This window comes from Butyrivibrio sp. AE3009 (genome assembly GCF_000420845.1).
In the GTDB taxonomy this organism is placed as follows: domain Bacteria; phylum Bacillota; class Clostridia; order Lachnospirales; family Lachnospiraceae; genus Butyrivibrio.
Genome location: NZ_ATVS01000001.1, coordinates 80,130 through 101,941 on the forward strand (window position 1 = coordinate 80,130; position 21,812 = coordinate 101,941).

Consider the following 21,812-nt stretch of genomic DNA (forward strand, 5'->3'; position numbering starts at 1 on the left):
AGATTACGCCTCGATCTGTTTGGCTTTCTCAATAACGTCATCAATGGTTCCGACGTTGAAGAATGCCGACTCGGGATACCTGTCCATCTCTCCTGCAATAATGGCCCTGAAGCCCTTGATGGTCTCGGAAAGAGGAACATATTTGCCCTTAAGTCCCGTGAACTGCTCTGCCACATGGAAGGGCTGTGATAAAAATCTCTGTATCTTTCTTGCTCTGTGAACTGTAAGCTTATCCTCGTCAGAGAGTTCTTCCATACCAAGGATTGCGATGATATCCTGAAGCTCCTTATATTTCTGAAGAATCTCCTGAACCTTGGTGGCTGTCTCGTAATGCTCTTTGCCTACGATATCTGCTTCAAGGATACGGCTGGAGGACTCAAGAGGGTCAACCGCCGGGTAAATACCCTGCTCAACAATCTTTCTTGATAAAACAGTGGTTGCATCAAGATGAGCAAAAGTCGTAGCAGGCGCAGGGTCCGTAAGATCGTCCGCAGGAACGTATACAGCCTGTACGGAAGTTACGGAGCCAAATCTTGTAGAGGTGATTCTCTCCTGAAGCATACCAAGATCTGTTGCCAGTGTAGGCTGATAACCAACGGCGGAAGGCATTCTTCCAAGAAGAGCAGAAACCTCAGATCCTGCCTGAACAAATCTGAAAATATTGTCAATAAACAAAAGAACGTCCTGATGCTTAACATCTCTGAAATACTCAGCCATGGTAAGTCCGGTCTCGGCAACTCTCATACGTGCCCCGGGTGGCTCGTTCATCTGACCGAAAACAAGAGCAGTCTTGCTGATAACTCCTGACTCTGTCATCTCTGACCACAGATCGTTACCCTCTCTTGAACGCTCACCTACTCCGGTAAAAATAGAATATCCGCCGTGCTCTGTGGCAATATTCTGAATAAGCTCCTGAATAAGTACCGTCTTACCTACGCCTGCGCCGCCAAAAAGTCCTATCTTACCGCCCTTTGCATAGGGAGCAAGAAGATCGATAACTTTGATTCCGGTCTCCAGAACCTCAACTACAGGGCTCTGGTCAACCAGCCTCGGAGGCTCTCTGTGAATAGTCCACTTCTCCTGAGTCTTGCATTCACCCTTGGAATCAATAGTCTCTCCAAGTACGTTAAAAAGTCTTCCCAGTACTTCTTCGCCTACAGGAACAGTTATCGAACCACCTGTGGCAATGACTTCCATATCCTTGGAAAGTCCCTCACTGGGAGACAACATGATGCAGCGAACCACATCACTTCCTATATGCTGGGACACCTCCATAACACGCTTGTTGCCTTGAACATACACTTCCAGGGCATCACTTATGTATGGAAGATCACTGTCATCAAATTTTACGTCTACTACAGGTCCCATGACCTGAATGATTTTTCCGTTTTTCAAATATGTGCCCTCGTTTCATCAATGTATTTTGCGTCGCCTTCCCGCAGGATCTGATCATTCTTCACAGCCTTCTGCACCTTGGCACGTTTAAGTGCCTTGGCGCCACTGACAACCTCAGTAATCTCCTGGGTTATCATAGCCTGTCTCTGTCTGTTGTAGGTCCTCTGCAGGCCGGATATCATCTTCTCTGCGTTCTTGTTGGCTGCGTCCATAGCCATCATTCGTGAACTCTGGACGCTGCAGAAAGACTCAACCAGCGCTCCGTAAATAAATCCCGTTACATAGTTGGGAACAATATTATCCAAAATAGCTGAAGGGCTTGGTTCCATCAGGAATTCATCAAGAATCGCGCCCGGTGCAAGGGGCTGTTTTCTGATATCCGTGATGATATCAAGAGGAAGAAGCTTCTCATATCTGGTCTCACATACCGTTCCATGAACGGTTGTATAGATGACATAGAATTCATCTATTTTTCTTGAATAATAGTAATCCAATATCTCAGCAGCAATCTTCCTGGCCCTGTGAAGAGTAGGATTCTGAGAGGTAAACATAAAGGATTCCTCTATGGGCATATCTCTTGAAATAAAGTGAAAACGGCCCACTTCTCCGATGACGAAGAGTTTCCAATTATCTCCGTCGTTCCTGATATGCTCTTCGGCAAGGTTTAATACATTGTGATTGTATGCTCCCGCCAGACCCTTGTCGTCTGTAAAGATGATGTAGCCCTTTCTCCTGTCCTTCTCCGGAATATCAAGCCTTGTCTCCAGAAAAATATTATCAACCCCATCGGGAAGATTGCTTACCACCCTCTTGATCATGGCTATGGTCGAGAAAAAGAAGGGTTCCGTATCAGTGAGCATCCTTCTAGCCTTCCGGAGCTTTGTTGAGGATATAAGGTACATCGCATTTGTAATTTTACGGGTATCGTTAACTGAATTAATACGATCCCTTATTTCCTTGATAGTTGCCATTACTCTGTCTCATCTTCCATAAACATATCAACAGCTTCAAGAATACGTCTCTTAAGCTGGTCAGACATCTGTCCGCTCTTCTCAAGCTCACTGCAAATATCGCCGTGCTCTGTGTTGAAGAAGTTAAGAAGCCTGTCCTTAAGATCTCTGACCTTAGGAACCGGCACACTGTCAAGTCTTCCGGAACCTACTGCCACAAGAATGATGACCTGCTCATGCATCGCAAGCGGATGCTCCAACGGCTGTTTCAAAAGCTCCATAAGAACATTGCCGTGTCTAAGCTGATTCTTGGTGGTCTCATCAAGATCTGAACTAAACTGTGTAAACACAGCCATTTCCCTGTACTGAGCAAGATCAACTCTGATGCTGCCGGCAGCCTTCTTCATTGCCTTGGTCTGAGCTGCGCTTCCAACTCGGGATACGGATAATCCTACGTTAACCGCAGGTCTCATACCTTCAAAGAACAGATCACTCTCAAGGAAAATCTGTCCATCTGTAATAGAGATTACATTAGTGGGGATGTAGGAAGATACATCTCCCGCCTGAGTCTCAATTATAGGAAGGGCCGTAATGGAACCGCCTCCAAGTTCAGATGAGAGCTTGCTGGATCTCTCAAGAAGTCTTGAGTGCAGATAGAATACATCTCCCGGATAAGCTTCTCTCCCCGGAGGTCTCTCCAAAAGAAGCGAAATTGCTCTATAGGCAACCGCATGCTTGGAAAGATCGTCATATACTATCAGAACAGCCTTGCCCTGACTCATGAAATACTCTGCCATGGCTGTTCCCGAATAAGGCGCAATATACTGAAGAGGTGCAGTGTCTGCTGCAGTTGAGCTGACAATTATCGTATAATCCATTGCCCCTGTTTTCTTCAGTGTCTGAATAATCTTGGCTACTGTAGAAGCCTTCTGTCCAATGGCAACATAAATACAGATAACATCCTTGCCTTTCTGGTTAATGATGGTATCCAGTGCTATAGAGGTCTTACCGGTCTGTCTGTCGCCAATAATAAGCTCTCTCTGTCCTCTTCCGATAGGGAACATGGTATCTATGGAAAGGATACCTGTCTGCAAAGGCTCATTAACAGACTGTCTCTCTATGATTCCCGGAGCCTTCTTCTCAACAGCACTGTAGCCGGACTCCTTGATATCTCCAAGGCCGTCAAGAGGTGTGCCAAGGGCATCAACCACTCTTCCGATAAAAGCCTCACCCACGGGGATACCTGCTTCCTTGTAGGTTCTGACAGCTCTGGTGCCCTGTCTGATGCCTGTATCATTACCAAAAAGGATACAGCCGATATGGTCCTCTCTAATATCCTGAGCCATACCTCTGGTGCCATCTTCAAATTCGATGATCTCACCGTAAAAAGCATGCTCTATTCCCGTAATATTGGCGATTCCGTCACCGACCCATTCAACGAAGCCCACTTCTCTGTCGCCCACTGAAAGATCAAAATCATCAACCTTGCTCCTGAACAAGGACATGATTCTGGCCGGGTCTGAATCTCCGCTGCTACGGCGGACATTTATCAGTTCTGAGCGAAGCTGCTTGGCTCTTCCGGCATCGCTCCAGTCATATTCGTAATTACCGCATGAAACAATAAAGCCGCCACCGATGGAAGAATCTTCCTGAAACTCCAGCTCGATGTCACTACTGTCCACATCAAATTTGCCGCTGAGAACAGACTTGATCTTCTCAACCTGTTCAGGGCTGGGAGCAGTGGCAGCATATCTCAGTGTTGCCTTAAGATTCTTACTCATTTTTAGCCCCTGCTTCACTTATAAATTTGTCATAGAGTTCTCTGTCGTTCTCGGTGCTATGCTTGGTTGCAGCGATCTTGGATGCTGCTTCCACAACCATATCTGCCAGCTGAGCTGCATATACTTCCTTGACTCTCTCGTTCTCTACTTCTGCATTGTGCTTAGCCTCGGTAACAATCTGCTCGCCCTTCCTCCTGGCATCATTAACTATACGCTCATACTCGTCATAGCCCTGCTTCTTGATATCAGCAAGGATCTGTTCCTTCTCCTCATCTGCAAGCTCGATTCTCTGAAGATACTCAGCCTTGGTCTTCTTGGCTTCCTCGATCATCATATCCGCTTCCTTGGAGGCCTCTTCGATCTCAAGCTGTCTCTTCTCAAGAACCTCATCGACTCTTTTGAAGAGGAACTTCTTGATCAGAAAATAAAGTATGAGTAAATTGATTACTGTCCATAATACATTCCAAAGATTAACGCTTAACACGGCTTTCCCCTTTGTCTAATAGTTTTATCATCCAAGAAACAGAATGATCATGATAGCTACTACGAAACCATAAATAGCTGTAGCCTCTGCAAGAGCACAACCAAGAAGAAGCAGCTTCATGATCTTGCCGTCTGCTTCGGGCTGTCTTGCAACAGCATCAGTTGCCTTGGCAGTTGCTATACCGATACCAAGACCTGCTCCCAAACCTGTAAATGCAGCAATTGCTGCTCCGATCGCTGTTAAACTCATTTTTTATATCCCCTTTCTACACTTTATTCAAAATTATTCAACTGCTTCTTTTATATACAATGATGTCAGGAATACAAATACATATGCCTGGATAAGGCCATCAAAGATATCAAAATACAAACTGAAAGGAACGGGAAGTCCCACAGGAAGTATATGCTTAAGAAGCTCCATAATAACCGTGGCTCCCAAGATATTACCGAAAAGTCGCATACACAGAGACAACGGTCTGATAGCCAGCTCCAGCACATTCATAGGTGCTATGACAGCCATTGGCTGTGCAAAAGCCTTGGCCCATCCCTTGACGCCCTTACTCCTGATTCCGGCGGCCTCAACCATTATAATACTCACAAGCGCCAGAGCAATTGTGACGTTAAGATCCATAGTCGGCGGTACAACACCGAACAGTCCCATCACATTGGAGCAGGCCAGGAACACCAGCACCGATACTATGTAGGTAGCGTAGTCCTTGCCCTCTTCACCCAGCATACCGACCGCAAGGCCTCGAATCCAGATAACAAAGCCCTCAACAGCTGCCTGTCGCTTGGAGATATTATGCACTTTCATATTATGGGTAAAAATCAGAATCAATATGAAGACAACTAAAATAAACACCCATGACAGTACAACGGACTTGTTAAAATCACAGTTACCGTTGCCAAAGGGCATGTGAATAAGGGTCTTGTCTTCAAGTAGCAGTTCCTTCAAAACTTCCTTAATATTCATACCTTTAATCCCCCAAAAAATCTACCTTTCTATTATAAAAAACAAAGGCTGAATGTGCAATGAAAACTTGCCTCATTCAGCCCTTAAATCATGCTTGGTACTGCTTACTTCTTGCTCTTTTTCTTACGTTTGCTTTTATCGTTTTTACTATGCTCGGTTTTTTCTTCTTTTATTTCTTGCGCGCTCTCAGAAGCTTCATCGCTGTGCTCCTTATTCAAGCCATCCTTCTCAAGCATTTCTTTATACTCCTTGAGCTCTTTCCTGAACAGATCATCCTGGGAATCGTCATAGAATAGCTGTTCCTTGCTCTCGATTTTCTCCGATACGTTACTCTTAAGTTCCTTAAGAGCCCCCGGAAGCTTTCTACCGTGCCTGTGGATATTGACGATGACAACTATGATAATTACCAATATCAAAAGGAGCACACCGATGATAATGGCAATTGTCAGGTAGTATACCCTGTTTGTATTGGGGACACCAACGGACAACACAAATTCATTACCCTCAATTTCGTAGGTATAATATCCTCCCATGGTACCGGTCTTTTCAATAGGAATTCTCTCATCTCCGTTGACCAGATACAAAAGATGTTGTTCCCCGAAGATTCCGGGCAAGCGCCTGGTCAACTCTCCCAATGCATTATTCAGCCTGAATCTGATCATATGAATATTGTTGCCATCCGTAGGTATCTTTACCTTTAGAGTTTCAAAATTATATTGAACATCTTCGGCGGTGTCTCCAGCCTTATAATTCAGAGTTCTCTCAACTTCCAGTTCATCCTCTTCTCTGAAGGCTCCGTCCACCAAAAGCTCAGACTGATGGAAATCATCATCCTCACTCTTTTCTGCAAGAGTGGTTCTGAATCTCTTATAATGTGCAGTAATTGTGGTGTCGCAGGTTATCCGCTCAACCCGATCTCTATCCCATTCGATATAGAAACCATCCTTTTCATCTACCGCAGGATATTCATCTTCATTAATGGAATCTCCATATTTTTTACTGATCTGGCCTATCTTTTCCTTACCACTGTCGAGATCATCGTCCTCAAGAATAAAGTTTACTGTGAGATTACTGAATTCATAAGGTAATTCCCGATATTGAATCATCGGCTCCGTGTCACTTGCCTCCCCGGTACCGGCTTCCTTTATCTCACTTTCCTTTTCTTCCGTCTCTTCCTCCAGCTCTTTGAATACCTTATTCTGAGATACGCTGTCATAGCTAACAGGTTCAGCCTTGAGCGCATAGCTCACCCTGTCTATACCTGAAAGATCATCACTGACAAAATAGTTATCCCTCACCTCACCGGATTCTTCGATATGACCTGCTACTGCACCGTACCAGTCTGTGGCTTCTCCGACAGTAACAATTGCCAGGCATTCCTTAATATGTTTGCCGTTTCCGGCAATTCCTCCAACGTAAGTATTGCCGTCCAGTTCTCCTTTAGCATAGGATCTGACAATATGTGCTATTGATGAACCGGCGACGCCACCTACATAGTTACCGGATGTAGATATAACCTTCGCATAACTTCCGCAGTTAAGTATCGTTCCCATCTCCTGCAGTCCGCATATACCTCCTGAATAATTCTTAAGCGCAATAATATCGCCATAGTTCCTGTTATCGCGAAGAACACATCTGGTAATATAGGAACTGTTAAGCAGGTTATCTTTATTTCCTGTCAGGTCACTTTCTCTGTCAAAATCATATTCAATTGCCATGGTACCTGCGATTCCCGAGGTATCCAGATCGCCTTTACATTCACCGTAATTGAAACAGGAATCTATTGTAGCATCTGTAGTATTGGCTGCTGCCTCATAGGATGCATCAGTTATCAGATTGGTATAATCCTTTTCAAGTACACCATCGATCGCGTCGGTATACAATTCAAGAATATTGTTAAACTGATCACTGATATCCAGAAGATCATCTATCAATACTCCGCCGGCATTGTTAACCTCCTGGTTAAGAATGCCGAAGTTATCGTTCATGCCCTGCATATTATCTGCAAGGCTGGCCGTATGAGCCTTGTACTCGGATGAAAACTGCGGAAAAGTAATGCTGTCTTTAGCTGCAATATTTCCGATAATATTCTTGGTCTGGCTTCCCGCTGTTCTGAAATTATCCGAAGCATCCTCAAGGTGATTCATCGCCTCCTGAGCATCAGATCTTACCGACTTGCCCATTTCCGGAAGGTGCTTTTCGTATATACCAAGAATAGTGGAAGTCTTGGATGCAACATCATCGGTATAGGTTCCTTTTGTTCCGGTAACGGGATTGACATAATTGGCCCTGGCATACTCATCGCAATTTGACGCAGCTATCGCAGTGGCAAGCGCATCCAGTTCGCTGTCGTCATCGTTATCTTTTATTGGAAAAGTCACACCTTCCTTGTGCTGCCAACTTCCCGGGGCATCTGCATTAAGACCACTTCCGATATTTCCCTCTCCCCAGGCTGAATAATCCGTCACCGCATTTCCGGAAGAATCTACATATACAAGGTCTGATGTGGACTCTTTTTCCAATCTGTTATCCCTGATAGCAAGGTTATAATATGTCCTTTCGGATTGGTTATACAGTGCCTTGTACTGGGCCTTAGCGCTTTCCAGTACAAGCTTGGCCTCCCTATACTGTTTGAGTTCATCCTCGTCTTTGATGTATTCTTCAATATCAAGGTGTCCAACAGCATCCTTCACATCTTCAGCTGTAGACTTGATATTTCCAACGCCTGAATCTATGTTGTCAATGGGGCCTCCGTTTTGGGAACTCTCCTCAAGTATATAATCAATTCTGGAAAAAGCCTCTGTAGCTCCGCTTGCGACACCATTTGCAAAATCTATCGCGCCATCAGCCAGATACCTTGTATCGCTCACAGCTCCCGCTGTAAACCTCTGAATAACGGCAAGTCTGTTTGATACGATGTTTGATTCATTCTTGGCATCATTAAGAGTTACCGTCACGCTGTCATGAAGCTTGGACACTGCCTGTTCAAGCTGATAGGCAACATCAGAGCTAAGGTCAACAGTAAGATAAGGTTCTGCCTGACCTACAATTCCTCCCACGTCCTTACGTCCCTTAACGGTTCCGTTGTTGGAACATCTGATGACATATCCAGACTGCCTTCCGGCAATTCCGCCTATATTGTAACCAACATGATCATAACCGACATCTGCGTTGTTAATACAATGTGAGATAATACCGATGCTGAGTCCCGCAATACCTCCAATATCAGATACGGTCACATCCCCCTTGGCTTCCTCCTTGTCCTGTTTAACCCCGTCCTTGGCGAAATTAAGGACCTTGTTAAGTCCTTCGAGTGAATCTATGGTGATCTCCGTATCGGTGTTGGTGGTATTGACCAACGCTTCATTTCTGCAGTTTGACAGGTTACCGTAGTTTTCTCCGGTTATTCCTCCAATGAAATGCTTTCCGCTTATGAAGCCTTCCGAAATACCTGAGGAAATTGTACCGCTTAACTCATTGATTCCCGCAATACCTCCAATATAGTCATTTCCTCTGACAATCCCCTTGAAGGAGCAGGCATTTAATCTGCCACAGTTATCCCCTGCAATACCTCCGACTATTGTAGAATTTCCTTCCGGTTGAACAATACCTGTGATCTTAAGATTTTGGATAAGCGCTGTTTTCTGCACATAAACAAAAAATCCTGCGTAGGAAAGTCCTCTGTCTATGTTTACTTCAGACACGGTATGCCCCTGTCCGTCGAATATTCCGCCAAAGGAAGGTATGCCGTCAAAATCCTTGCCAAGAAGCGAAATATCCTTGGTGAGGATTACTTTTTTATTGACAGACCAGGTATCAAGACTGCAGCTTCTTGCAAGTTCCATAAGTTCATCTGCCGAACTTATACTTATCTCCTCCATCTCTCCGGGGATGGTATCATTAATCTGCTGCCGAATGTCCTCATCCACATCCACAGCATTTTCTTCAGCTCTCTCCTGTGTGCCTGTCGTATACGTTAATTCAGGTGCGTTCGTTTCTGCGTCGTTTTTATCATCAGCAAAAGAGACAAGAACCGATGAAGTGAAAAGAAACGTAACAAGGAGGGCTGCCAATAATCTCTTTTTCATATCACACTTCCTCCTCTCCGGTCATAGTAATCTGATCTACATTCTGCTCCGAATCCTCCAGTTGTTCAACATCACCGTTATCAATGAATGCGCTGACATTACCCTTTACCGTTGCATGGACCACACCGTTTACAGTTCCTTCTATTCTGCCGCGTACGAAGCCGTCTATCCTCATAACACCGGACAATTGCCTTGTCTGAATAGGCATGTTCATTACAAATGCAGTAAGCTCGATCACCTTATCACCCACAAGAAGTATCTGCGGAAGGACGAACATAGTTACAATAATCGATATGATGGTTCCTCTTCCCAGACACTTTCCGATGCCGTATATAGCACAGTCTGAGGTCATGTTACCTATAAGCGTTCCTGCTACGGCAAGCATAGTTCCTGATGTGATGATGGTCGGGAAGGACAAATTCATGGTTTCAATGATTGCCTCTCTCTTGCCTCTTGTGCTTCTAAGCTCTGTATACCTGCCGGCAATAACAATGGCGTAATCGATATTGGCACCCATCTGTATGGAGCTTACGATCAGATATCCAAGGAAAAACAGGTTGTCGTGCTGCAATGCAGGGAATGAGAAATTGATCCAGATACATCCCTGAATAACTGCGATAAGAAGTACAGGCATTCCCGCAGACTTAAATGTAAAAAGAAGTACCACAAGAACGGCAAGTATGGATATCACACCTGTGACCATATTATCTCTGGAAAAACATTTTTTAAGATCCAGCTGACTGACTGATTCACCAACGACGTATATCTTATCCTTGTCGTAATACTTTTCGGTGATATCATGCAATTCTTCAATGAAGGCAAAGGTCTCATCCGATTCCTGAGGAAGTGTAGAGTAAACAAGTATTCTGGAGTAGTCCTCACCCTGAAGCTGCGCTTTGGCAAAATTCATCATTCTGTTGGCGTCTTCCAGTTTGTCCATGAGAGAATCATCAAGAGTTACATACCCTTCACTTACCTCCTGATATATGAACAAGAACATATCGATAAGCGGAACTTTGTAATTGGCAAGTCCATTCACGACCTTGGCATAATCGGAATCATTCACCGCATATGCAGCATATACAAGCTCCGCCACTTCATAATCAACATCAAGAAGCTCAGAAAACTGCCTTGGCGATAACCTGTCAGTAAGTGTATACCCGCCCAGAGCCTGCGCATTTGCAAGACCGGTGACCTTGCTTACATGCTGGTTGTTTTCAAGCTCTTCAATAAGCCTTTTTTCTTTTTCATAATCACCTGAAGGAAATACAAGTGCCAGCATGTTATCGGAGGCAAAATTTTCCTTCTGGAGATTTTCTGCCTTCTGCACTTCATTGATAATAGGAGGGGTTATCCTGCTGTAGCCAAATACATAGGGAGTCCCGTTGGATATTCTCTGGGCGGCAATGATAATGACCACAAAAGCGGGGGCGATTATATATCTTGACGCATAGGCGAATTTTCCCACAAAAGGAATCTGGGGGATAAAATTTTTGTGCTTGGTTTTTTCCATAAGACCTGAAAAGAGCATGATAATGCCGGGCATCAGTAAAAATACCGACAAAAGACTCAAGATTATGGCCTTGATCAGAACAATACCAAGATCCTTGCCGATTCCAAACTGCATAAAGAGCATGGCTATAAGACCGCCCATAGTGGTGAGGGAACTCCCCGAAATCTCCGGGATTGCCTTGGACAAAGACACAATAGCCGCTTCACGGGCTTCCATCTTGGCCCTCTCTTCCTTGTATCTGTTAAGGAGAATAACAGCGTAGTCCACAGACAGTGCCAGCTGAAGAACTATAGTAACCGAATTCGATACAAAGGAAATGGTCCCCAGAAGGAAATTGGTTCCCATCTGCACAAGAGCCGCAGAGCCAAAGGTCAACAGAAGAATCGGAACCTCAGCATAGGCCTGCGATGTAAGAAGCAGTACCGCAATGACTATCACTACAACAATAACAGAGATAACATCCATCTCCTTGCCTATAAGTTCTGACTGTATATCTCCAAGTGTAGTGGACTCATAGGAATCATACTTATCAAAGTATGCCCGTACCTGCTCAAGGCACACCAGGCATTGTTCATCCTTTTCATCATAATCAAAGGTAATATTAAAAAGAGCGGAACCGTTAGCATAATGATCACTGCTGTCATCGGCTTCACAGGAAAAAACTCCGTCCATTGCCTCTATATCCTCTTTTATCATAAGCGCCTGATCATAGGATATATTGGCCACCATAACCTTGACGGTTCCGTAGGTTGTGAACTGCTCCTGCATAAGGTCAAGCCCCTGCCTGGTTTCACTGTCGGAGGGAAGATAATAAGCCAGGTCATTCTCGACGGATACCCAGCCCCGTGATATTACGGAGAAAATGCACAAAATAGCATAAATAAGAAAGAACAGATTCCTTTTATCAACAATAAATGCGCAGATTTTCAGCATGACGCTGCCACCTGCATTCCCCTGTTTTTTTTCCATGTATATGACTCCCCCATAGTTTTGTACTATATATTATAACACAAATATATGCATGATTGTTTACATAAAGAATGGGCAGGCAATATTTTTTGCCTGCCCGAATTATTCTTATATTGCTACAATGGATTCATTTTCTATGTCGGCCTTGAAGGTAAGCTTGCCATAGGCCTTTCTGTCCTCTTCGATCTTAAGCCTGATTCCGGCTATGATGAAATAGGTTCCGGCATATACAACCTCTGTTACAAGAACCCTTGCGCCTCGGCCTTTGCCAATCTCATCTTCCAGAGCTGCTTTCTTTTCCTTCAGTTCTTTGATTTTGAGTTCCTTGGCACTGTATGCGGCGTTGATCTTGATCTTCCACTGCATTATCCGCTTATCACCGGCCCCCACTTCCTGAATTCTGATCCTCTCCGAATCCAGAGCACTGAGCTCATCCTCTTCCCTGCTAAGCTCCTTGGTAATTGCATTGTACCGGGTGAGGATCTGATTATTTACACCAATGTTGACTATTGTCTTGGCACCGCTCTTGTTTCCGAGATGTGCTACTTCCATACCGTACAGAGCATTGGCTGTACCGCCATATATGATACCGGCTCTTCCGTATGTCTTAAGAAGTCCCGATGCGAAGATCTCACAGTTGATAAAAAAGTTGGCGGTGATATTTCTTCCTTTGACAGTGGCGCCCTCAAAATACTTGGCAGAAACATTGCCCTTTGCATCGACGCCACCTCGAAGCGGGCAGGTGCAGCCTCCTATTATAATGACGTTTCCTCCGCTTATGATATCCGAGGACTCCATATGACCTCCCACAAGCACATCGCCGGTGGCTTCTATCTCACTTCCGGAATTAACATTGCCGGTCACATAAACGGTTCCATCATATTTAATCTTCTTGTCAGTTATGTTGACTTCAGGAAGGACTATGAGTTTCTGAATATGAACCTCGCCATCTTCCATCCTGATGGAACCGCTTAGTGTTGCCACATAGGTCACTCTGTCATTAAGAATCATAAAGCCGGTTCCCTTAAGGATGGGGATCTCTTTTCCCGGTTTGGCCACAAGCTCTTTTCCAAAAACGTCGTAGCCTTCTTCTCCCTTTGTTGCCTTATGATACCGGGCAACCTTATCACCCACTTTGATCTGTCTCAGCATCTCAATATTGGACAGGTCTGCGGTACCATCTTTTAAGATAGTAGGCTCCGCCATCTCAGAAGTATCAAAGAAATATTCATAATAGCCGTCCTCTCCGTTGACAGGCTGCTTTCCAACCGCCGCAACGAACTTATGGCCTATCTTCTTGTTTTTAACTACATCCGCAATGGCGTTGTAATCAATTCCAAAGGCAACTTTTGCCTTGGTCAAAAAGCCAAGAACTGCCTTCTCTGTATATGCGGCACCGTCTCGTCTTAGAGGCAATGTCATATAACAGATCATATTGTTGGATTCCACGGATATGATCTCATCTCTTCTGACAAGCATATCTTCAGCCATACGATCATCAACAGTCCTGCCTTCAAGCTTGGTAAAGATCTGTTCGCCTTCACCCTTTTCGCCTGCTGCTTTTGCCTGGGCATTAAGGTATGCACCTTCATCAAGAAGTTTTTGTCTGATGCGGTACATATCTCTTGCGGTGTACATAAGGCTGGAATACTTGCTGATATCCAGGCCTTCCTCGATGCCCATTCGTATCTCAAACATCTGATCCGCATGATAATATGGATTACAGTATGGAGTGATATCTATCTGATGCTCAAGCCCCAGTCTCATTTCCTTCATTTGCTGCCAGCCATAGGCCGGATCTGCATATTTGGCCACTTGAATTCCCGCCTCAAGACCAAAGCGTATCTCTCTTATGGCATCACCGCGCATATCGGAAGTGATGAAACGATCAATGGGAAGGATCTCCTTAAGCGATATTCTCACCTGTTCCAGCTGTTCCTCATCAAATCCCTGCTGGATATATGAAGAAATATCAATATTTTCAACAAATGCCTGATGCATCTGATTCAGGATGCTGGCATTGTACCTGTCTATGGTAGCCTGGTCAAAATTAAGGCCGTCCTCAGCTGCCTTTCTTATGGCACGCATCTTAAGATAAGGCATCTCAACTCTTGCAAAACCAGAAATGTCTATTCCTGCCTGCAGCGCCTTTCTTATCTCTCTCATCTGCTGAGAGTTAAAAGCCGGGTCAAGATAAAAGATGACAGGAACTCCCTCAGTCTTACTAAGGCCGAGCCTTATCTGCTTCATCTGATCGGCGAAGTATTCTTTTTGGGCATAGGTGGAAACATCGACTTCATCAAGAATTCCCTGCCTTATCTGGGACAGCTGCTGAGTGTCAAAGCCCTGCTTGCGGTACTCAGACATATCAACCTTCTGATGCATCTCAAGACGCATCTCCTCCATTGCTGTCCAGGGAATTTGGGGATTAAAATACTTAGTTACGTCAACCTTCTGAGTAATTCCTTTTCTGATCTCAGACAATTGGAGCGCATTAAACTTAAGGGCCTTAAGCTTTTCAACATCAGCCCCCACCTTCTTACATAGTTCCAGTTCCTTCTGATATGCCATGTCATCAAAGGAATCCAGTCCTGCGTTGGTATTCAGTTCATCAATCATATCCATTTCAGGCAGCATATTTTCTCCTATGATAATGATCTGATGTTAATATTATAAACCTTTTTAAGTTTATCTACTATCAACATACAGTGTATATTCATCAGTATTTATTGAATTTTAAGAATTTACTATACACTTCTCCGTCAACGTTCTGAGTTATTTGACATTTTCACCAAAAATCCCCCCGCTATTTTCTACGTTTTTAAGCCATGAAAGCGCTTTCATTCTGTATCTCCCTATGCTATGATTCTATCGTGTTTTGGTTTGGGAGACTAAATGCAAGTGACAATTAGGAGGTATTGAAAAATGTTTCGTAAGTATGTAAAAAAGTTATTCGTAGCCATACTGACAGCATCTGTGGTAATATCCGCAGCTAATGTGGCTACACCGGGGAAAACCGCTGAGGCGGGATCGAACATCATTGCAGATGGATGGTATTACATCAAAGATATCGGCAGTCAGAAATATCTTGATGTAGCAGGGGGAAACGATTCCAACGGCGCAAATGTCCAGCAGTGGAAAGGCATCGGAGGCGATGCTCAGAAATGGTACGTAACCAATTTAGGCAGCAACTATATCACCATCAGAAGTGGTCTTAAGGGGGGCCGCATGCTGGATGTTAACGGTGGTAAGGCTGACAATGGCACAAATATTCAGATCTGGGTTGCCAACGGCAGAGATTCACAGACCTTTAAGGTTAAAAAAATCTCCAGCGGTGTGGTAGCACTTCAGACAAAATGCAGCAATAACAAGCAGGCTGTTGATGTTAACGGCTCATCTTCTTCAGACGGCGCCAATGTTATCACAATGAAATACACCGGAAAAGCCTGTCAGCAGTTCAAATTTGAAGCCTGCAATCAGGGTTCAAGCGGTTCAGGTTCAAGCGGCGGCTCAGGCTCAGGCAGTGGCTCAGGTTCAGGCAGTGGTTCAGGAAGTGGTTCCGGATCAGGTTCAACAGCACCTTCCGGCAACACCATCACAGTTAAAAATGGTGGAACAACTCTTGAGTCAGCAATCAGCAAGGCTTCAGCAGGAACAACCATTATTATCGATGGTACTGTAAAGAGCGGCGCTGTTAAGCTTAAGAGCGGAGTACATATTTCAGGTAAGAACAATGCAACCATCGACTTCTCTTCTACAAGCGGCAATTCAGGAAGAGGAATCACAATCTCCGGAAGCGGCAGTAAGCTCGAGAACTTCACAGTTAAGAATGCAGCTGACAACGGTATTTTCATCGATGGCAGCAACAACACTCTTACAAATGTAACCTGCTGCTACAACAAGGATGCAGGCTTCCAGGTAAGTAACGGCGGTGCCAACAACAAGTTCTACAGCTGCCATTCACACCACAACGCAGATCCTAAGGGTGAGAACGCAGACGGATTTGCTGTTAAGCTTCATTCAGGTGTAGGCAACTACTTCGAGAACTGTGTAGCCGAATACAACAGTGATGACGGATGGGACTGCTATGCAGCTCACGGTGCAGTTACACTTAAGAACTGCAAGGCTAACTACAACGGCTATTGCAATGGTATTTACGGTGATGGCAACGGATTCAAAATGGGTGGTGTAGACAACAAGACATCAGGCGTTGCAGCTCACCTTGATCCTCTTAACCACTATCTTGAGGGATGTCAGGCAATCGGCAACTATGCCAGCGGATTCGACAGAAACAACCAGAACGGTGTTGTAACCATGAAGAACTGCCTTGCAGACGGCAACAAGAAATACAACTACAACTGGCCTAAGGAAGGAACTCCTTCAGCTCTTGGCAAGAAGGTCACCTTCGGAACAGCAATCATTCAGGATTGCACATCCAAAAACGGTAAGAACAACATCAAAGGCGCTACATTAAAGGGAACTTGCGTTGGTTTCTGATAATATAGACATATATTAAACGCAATTCTCCCACACTGGATACAAATAAACGAAATAGTTTGAATAAATGCAGGAAAAATGCACTTTCCTGCATTTATTTTTTATTCCGAATGTAATATAATGATTTAGCCTCAAACTACTAAAGAATGCATTAACAGTGCAGTTTGAGACCAAATAACCAAGGAGCGTATGAAAAAAATGCAGAATAACTATGATCCTGTGACAGGACAACCAATTCAGCCTACGTACAACAACCAGCAACCATACGGCAGTAATAATTATCAACAGCCTTATAATAACAGTAACATGTATCAGCAAAACGGGTTAAACAACACCAATCAGTATCCTACAAATCCCGGACAGATGCAGCCATACATGTACCAACAACAGATGGTTAGTTCACCTACTCAAAAGTCCCCATCTATAATGCTCAAGATCGCTTTATTCGGTGGAACACTTGTAGCCGCAATTTTGCTGGTTTTCGGTGGGCTCTTCATATATGACGCAGTAACAAGAAAAAGTCCGGCTCCCGAGGTTTCCGTTACCGAGGATTATATTCCCGATACTTCCGATATAGAAATTGACGAACCAGAAGCAAACACAGTTACAGATACCGGGATCACATCGGCGCCTACGTACAGCGAATCAGACAGTATTTATTCCTTTAGTCTGTTTGATGTGAACTATACACTTCCACTTGATTTCAGTACTCTTCTCGACAACGGATGGCATTTCTGCAATGAAGAAGACAAAGATAAGCAGATTCAGCCGGACGATTCAGAATATGTTGATCTGTACTGCCCCGGTGATAACCTGCAGCATTTCGAATTCAGAGTTGCCAATTTCACCTCCGCTCCGTTAAACGTTCGTGATTGCAAGGCAACACACATTTCCGTAGCAACACTGTCACTTGAGAAACTTGGAACTGATTTAAGATTCTTTGGCGGCAAGCTATCAACCAGAAACTCCTCTCGCGATGAAGTATTGGCCGCTATAGGAGAGCCCAAGTTTTCCAATGAGTCCGATTCTTCCTCGTCCTACACTTTTGTATTCGAGAACAACATGGATTGCCGTATCGTTGTAAGCTACAGTGATTCACAGCATACCAAATGGATACAGATCGTTCATCATGTAAATGAATAAATAATTGCGCCGCTAGGCGCACCTAAAAAAGAGGGTTGCCACTAAAGTGGCAACCCTCTTTTGAGTTTAATCTAAATCAGAAATTATTTATTTCTGTTGTCGTTGTAAACCTTCTTAGCCTCTTCAAGACCAGCCTTAAGTCCTGCAAGTCCTGCCTTAGCTACCTCTGCAGATGTCTCTGCAAGCTCCTTAGCGATTACCTGAGCCTTCTCAGCAGCCTCTTTAAGCTTCTCCTTGGTCTCCTCGTCTACGAAAGACTTGGTTGCATCGCAAGAAGACTTAGCAGCCTTGTCAGCGATTGCAGCCTGAGCAGCAGCAAGTCTAGCTACAGGTACACGGAAAGGTGAGCATGATACATAGTCAAGTCCGATCTTGTGACAGAACTCAACTGATGAAGGATCTCCACCGTGCTCGCCGCAGATACCAACATGAAGTGAAGGATTTACGGGCTTACCAAGCTTAAGTGACATCTCCATAAGCTTACCAACACCAGTCTGGTCAAGCTTAGCGAAAGGATCGTTCTCGAAGATCTTGGTGTCATAGTAAGCATTAAGGAACTTACCAGCATCATCACGAGAGAATCCGAATGTCATCTGTGTAAGGTCGTTAGTACCGAAGCAGAAGAAATCAGCTTCCTTAGCGATCTCATCAGCTGTAAGAGCAGCTCTGGGGATCTCGATCATTGTACCAACTTCGTACTCAAGCTTAGCGCCTGCAGCTGCGATCTCAGCATCAGCTGTATCAACAACTACCTTCTTAACGTACTTAAGCTCCTTAACTTCGCATACAAGAGGAATCATGATCTCAGGCTTAACATTCCACTGAGGGTGCTCCTTCTGAACTTCAAGAGCAGCGCGGATAACAGCCTTAGTCTGCATCTTAGCGATCTCAGGATATGTAACTGCAAGACGGCATCCTCTGTGACCCATCATAGGGTTGAACTCGTGAAGAGATGTAATGATAGCCTTGATCTCCTCTACGCTCTTGTTCTTTGCAGCAGCAAGCTTCTTGATCTCATCCTCAGTTGTAGGAACGAACTCGTGAAGCGGAGGATCAAGGAATCTGATTGTAACAGGGCATCCCTCAAGAGCCTCATAGAGAGCCTTGAAGTCTGACTGCTGGTAAGGAAGGATCTTATCAAGAGCTTCCTCTCTCTCTTCTACTGTATCTGAGCAGATCATCTCACGGAAAGCAGCGATTCTGTCTTCCTCGAAGAACATGTGCTCTGTACGGCAAAGACCAATACCCTCAGCGCCAAGCTCTCTAGCCTTCTTAGCATCTGCAGGTGTATCAGCATTTGTACGAACCTTAAGTCTTCTGAACTCATCAGCCCATGCCATGATACGTCCGAACTCGCCGGCGATCTTAGCATCAACTGTTGCGATCTGGCCATCATAGATGTTACCTGTTGTACCATCGATTGAAATAAAGTCGCCCTCATGGAACTCTTTTCCTGCAAGAGTGAACTTCTTGTTCTCTTCGTCCATGTTGATGTCGCCACAACCTGATACGCAGCACTCACCCATTCCACGAGCAACTACGGCAGCGTGTGATGTCATACCACCACGAACTGTAAGGATACCCTGAGCAGCCTTCATACCTGTGATATCCTCAGGAGATGTCTCAAGACGAACAAGTACAACCTTCTCGCCTCTCTCAGCCCAAGCTACAGCGTCATCAGCTGTGAATACAACCTTACCGCAAGCAGCTCCGGGTGAAGCGCCAAGACCCTTTCCGATAGGTGTTGCAGCCTTAAGAGCAGCAGCATCGAACTGAGGGTGAAGAAGTGTATCAAGGTTACGAGGATCGATCATTGCTACAGCTTCTTCAGGAGTCTTGTGTCCCTCATCAACGAGGTCGCAAGCAATCTTAAGAGCAGCAGGAGCTGTTCTCTTACCGTTACGGCACTGAAGCATGTAGAGCTTCTTGTTCTCTACTGTGAACTCCATATCCTGCATGTCATGGTAGTGATTCTCAAGAGTCTCACAAACCTTGATGAACTCAGCATATGCCTCAGGGAATTCCTTCTCCATCTGAGCGATAGGCATAGGTGTACGAACACCGGCAACTACGTCCTCACCCTGAGCGTTGATAAGGAACTCACCCATAAGTTTATTCTCACCTGTTGCAGGGTCACGTGTGAAAGCAACACCTGTACCAGACTCATTATTAAGGTTACCGAATACCATAGGCATTACGTTAACAGCTGTTCCCCATGAATAAGGGATATCGTTATCACGACGATATACGTTAGCACGAGGGTTATCCCATGAACGGAATACAGCCTCGATAGCAAGCTTAAGCTGCTCTACAGGATCTGAAGGGAAATCCTTGCCAAGCTGATTCTTGTACTCAGCCTTGAACTGTGTAGCAAGTTCCTTAAGATCAGCTGCTGTAAGATCTACGTCAAACTTAACACCCTTCTCCTCTTTCATCTTGTCGATGAGCTGCTCGAAGTACTTCTTACCTACTTCCATAACAACGTCAGAGAACATCTGGATGAAACGACGATATGAATCATATACGAAACGCTCGAATGCAGGATCAGGATTGCCCTTGATCATTGCATCTACTACCTCATCATTAAGACCAAGGTTGAGGATTGTATCCATCATACCAGGCATTGATGCACGAGCACCTGAACGAACTGATACAAGAAGAGGATTCTGAAGATCACCGAACTTCTTGCCGTTGAGCTCCTCCATCTTCTTAACACCTTCCATAGCCTGAGCCATGATCTCGTCGTTGATCTTACGACCATCCTCGTAATACTGTGTGCAGGCCTCTGTTGTGATTGTGAAGCCCTGAGGTACAGGAAGACCAATGCTTGTCATCTCAGCAAGGTTAGCACCCTTACCACCGAGAAGGTTACGCATTGTCATGTTACCTTCGCTGAACATATAAACCCACTTGTTCGCCATGTTTTTACCTTTCTTACCGATCCTCTAATCGGTAACCTTTCTATTTGCATATTATAACCACCATATACTTATCATTGACGGACGCTTCCGCAATGACATATATGTATTCAAGCAATCTGTTTGAGTACATATACATCACGGCGGTAGCAAACACTTCAGATAAGTTATGGATAATTATCAGACTTTATTTCCCTGCTTAGGGATGAAACTGTCAAAAATGAAAATATCGAAATTCTTCTTGGCCCGTTCAAGCTCTTCCTCACTCTTGATGGTCCAGCCTGCGGCCACGTTCCCGTACAGATGTCTGCATAGCCAAAGTGAATGGCTGGTAGGGAACTTATGATTAAATGCAATGAAATCCGGCTTAGTAATAAAATTAAGCAGTAAGCTGGTAAGAATGAAATACAGAACCCCCTTGAATTCCTCAGGCTTATCCTTGTGGAATTCATCCGAGAGCTGACCTCTCATGACATCGGGACGATTCTTCCTATACCAGAAAACACCGAGAGGATTGAAGGATTCGATACAGTAGACTCCCTTGTAATCCTTAAGAAGATCATTGACCTTGGGACATACCGAAAGGTCCTTAAGCTCAATCTTGAGCTCTACAATAAGCGGAACCTTACCATCCACCATCTTAAGAAAATCTTCAAATCTCGGAATCTTCTCATCAGAAGAAAGAAGGTGAAATTGCTGCAATTCCCGGTATGTATAATCAATTACCTTACCGGCAACTCCTATGGAACCATCAGGATTGTTACAACCTTCCTCTAAATGTGAGGCCTTGTCATCATATCTGGCAACTCTGGCCAGTGTGAAATCGTGAAAAATCACCGGAACACCGTCCTTGGTGAGCTGAACGTCACATTCAATGCCATATCCGCCATCCACAGCCTTCTTAAAAGCAGCCATGGAATTCTCCGGGGCCTCGGAAGTATTGTCATGTAAGCCTCTGTGTGCGTACAGCACCCTGGTGTAAGGCTCTCTTGAAGGCTTATGCAGCATTCTTGGCATTATCATAAGAAAATACAGCACTGCCAATGCCAGCACGATAAAGCATAAAACCTCAAAAAACAACATCCAAATCACTTCCTACTGA

The 21,812-nt window shown here is 44.6% G+C and carries 13 protein-coding genes; 2 read left to right on the forward strand and 11 right to left on the reverse strand.

Annotated elements, in window-relative coordinates:
- Window positions 1–3: 3 nt before the first annotated feature.
- The 9 genes from atpD to G588_RS0100365 all read right to left on the reverse strand — a co-directional run bounded on the left by atpD (window position 4) and on the right by G588_RS0100365 (window position 14,789).
- Window positions 4–1,395: a F0F1 ATP synthase subunit beta gene (gene atpD / locus G588_RS0100325; protein WP_022776762.1), complete on the reverse strand. Its 1,392-nt coding sequence runs from the start codon at window positions 1,393–1,395 to the stop codon at window positions 4–6.
- On the reverse strand, window positions 1,392–2,366 hold the full coding sequence (atpG, locus tag G588_RS0100330) for an ATP synthase F1 subunit gamma (RefSeq protein WP_022776763.1): 975 nt from the start codon (window positions 2,364–2,366) through the stop codon (window positions 1,392–1,394). Before atpG ends, atpD begins: the two co-directional genes overlap by 4 nt.
- Window positions 2,366–4,126, reverse strand: a complete 1,761-nt coding sequence (atpA, locus tag G588_RS0100335; protein WP_035787571.1) for a F0F1 ATP synthase subunit alpha — start codon at window positions 4,124–4,126, stop codon at window positions 2,366–2,368. Before atpA ends, atpG begins: the two co-directional genes overlap by 1 nt.
- Entirely contained in the window at window positions 4,119–4,610 is a 492-nt protein-coding gene (locus G588_RS0100340; protein ID WP_026668481.1) for an ATP synthase F0 subunit B, read from the reverse strand. The genes atpA and G588_RS0100340 overlap by 8 nt, the downstream gene beginning before the upstream one ends.
- 27 nt (window positions 4,611–4,637) lie before the next feature.
- Entirely contained in the window at window positions 4,638–4,859 is a 222-nt protein-coding gene (gene atpE, locus G588_RS0100345) for an ATP synthase F0 subunit C (RefSeq protein WP_022776764.1), read from the reverse strand.
- 33 nt (window positions 4,860–4,892) lie between these two features.
- The gene (locus G588_RS0100350) at window positions 4,893–5,582 is read right to left on the reverse strand and encodes a F0F1 ATP synthase subunit A (protein WP_022776765.1); all 690 of its coding nucleotides are present in this window, start codon (window positions 5,580–5,582) and stop codon (window positions 4,893–4,895) included.
- Window positions 5,583–5,686: 104 nt separating this feature from the next.
- Complete coding sequence (locus tag G588_RS0100355) at window positions 5,687–9,670, reverse strand: hypothetical protein (protein WP_022776766.1); 3,984 nt, start codon at window positions 9,668–9,670, stop codon at window positions 5,687–5,689.
- A gap of 1 nt (window position 9,671) precedes the next feature.
- Complete coding sequence (locus G588_RS18540; RefSeq protein WP_022776767.1) at window positions 9,672–12,152, reverse strand: efflux RND transporter permease subunit; 2,481 nt, start codon at window positions 12,150–12,152, stop codon at window positions 9,672–9,674.
- A 108-nt stretch (window positions 12,153–12,260) separates the two neighbouring features.
- Window positions 12,261–14,789, reverse strand: coding sequence for a DUF342 domain-containing protein (locus G588_RS0100365; RefSeq protein ID WP_022776768.1), 2,529 nt, complete (start codon window positions 14,787–14,789; stop codon window positions 12,261–12,263).
- Between the two features lie 288 nt (window positions 14,790–15,077).
- Here G588_RS0100365 and G588_RS0100370 point away from each other — a divergent pair, with 288 nt between their 5' ends.
- Together G588_RS0100370 and G588_RS0100375 are read left to right on the forward strand one after the other, a co-directional pair.
- The gene (locus tag G588_RS0100370; RefSeq protein ID WP_022776769.1) at window positions 15,078–16,649 is read left to right on the forward strand and encodes an RICIN domain-containing protein; all 1,572 of its coding nucleotides are present in this window, start codon (window positions 15,078–15,080) and stop codon (window positions 16,647–16,649) included.
- A 198-nt stretch (window positions 16,650–16,847) separates the two neighbouring features.
- On the forward strand, window positions 16,848–17,792 hold the full coding sequence (locus G588_RS0100375) for a hypothetical protein (protein WP_155830713.1): 945 nt from the start codon (window positions 16,848–16,850) through the stop codon (window positions 17,790–17,792).
- Between the two features lie 83 nt (window positions 17,793–17,875).
- Here G588_RS0100375 and ppdK read toward each other — a convergent pair whose 3' ends face one another.
- Together ppdK and G588_RS0100385 are read right to left on the reverse strand one after the other, a co-directional pair.
- Window positions 17,876–20,713, reverse strand: coding sequence for a pyruvate, phosphate dikinase (gene ppdK / locus G588_RS0100380; protein WP_022776771.1), 2,838 nt, complete (start codon window positions 20,711–20,713; stop codon window positions 17,876–17,878).
- Window positions 20,714–20,890: 177 nt separating this feature from the next.
- A complete protein-coding gene (locus G588_RS0100385; RefSeq protein WP_022776772.1) occupies window positions 20,891–21,793 on the reverse strand; it encodes a glycerophosphodiester phosphodiesterase family protein in 903 nt (300 codons plus the stop codon).
- Window positions 21,794–21,812: the final 19 nt, after the last annotated feature.

What these genes read in the sequence shown, in the direction of transcription:
- atpG (WP_022776763.1), bottom strand. Translation starts at nt 2,366, where the DNA reads ATGGCAACTATCAAGGAAATAAGGGATCGTATTAATTCAGTTAACGAT.
- atpA (WP_035787571.1), bottom strand. Translation starts at nt 4,126, where the DNA reads ATGAGTAAGAATCTTAAGGCAACACTGAGATATGCTGCCACTGCTCCC.
- atpE (WP_022776764.1), bottom strand. Translation starts at nt 4,859, where the DNA reads ATGAGTTTAACAGCGATCGGAGCAGCAATTGCTGCATTTACAGGTTTG.
- G588_RS0100350 (WP_022776765.1), bottom strand. Translation starts at nt 5,582, where the DNA reads ATGAATATTAAGGAAGTTTTGAAGGAACTGCTACTTGAAGACAAGACC.
- G588_RS0100355 (WP_022776766.1), bottom strand. Translation starts at nt 9,670, where the DNA reads ATGAAAAAGAGATTATTGGCAGCCCTCCTTGTTACGTTTCTTTTCACT.
- G588_RS18540 (WP_022776767.1), bottom strand. Translation starts at nt 12,152, where the DNA reads ATGGAAAAAAAACAGGGGAATGCAGGTGGCAGCGTCATGCTGAAAATC.
- G588_RS0100365 (WP_022776768.1), bottom strand. Translation starts at nt 14,789, where the DNA reads ATGCTGCCTGAAATGGATATGATTGATGAACTGAATACCAACGCAGGA.
- G588_RS0100370 (WP_022776769.1), top strand. Translation starts at nt 15,078, where the DNA reads ATGTTTCGTAAGTATGTAAAAAAGTTATTCGTAGCCATACTGACAGCA.
- G588_RS0100375 (WP_155830713.1), top strand. Translation starts at nt 16,848, where the DNA reads ATGCAGAATAACTATGATCCTGTGACAGGACAACCAATTCAGCCTACG.
- ppdK (WP_022776771.1), bottom strand. Translation starts at nt 20,713, where the DNA reads ATGGCGAACAAGTGGGTTTATATGTTCAGCGAAGGTAACATGACAATG.
- G588_RS0100385 (WP_022776772.1), bottom strand. Translation starts at nt 21,793, where the DNA reads ATGTTGTTTTTTGAGGTTTTATGCTTTATCGTGCTGGCATTGGCAGTG.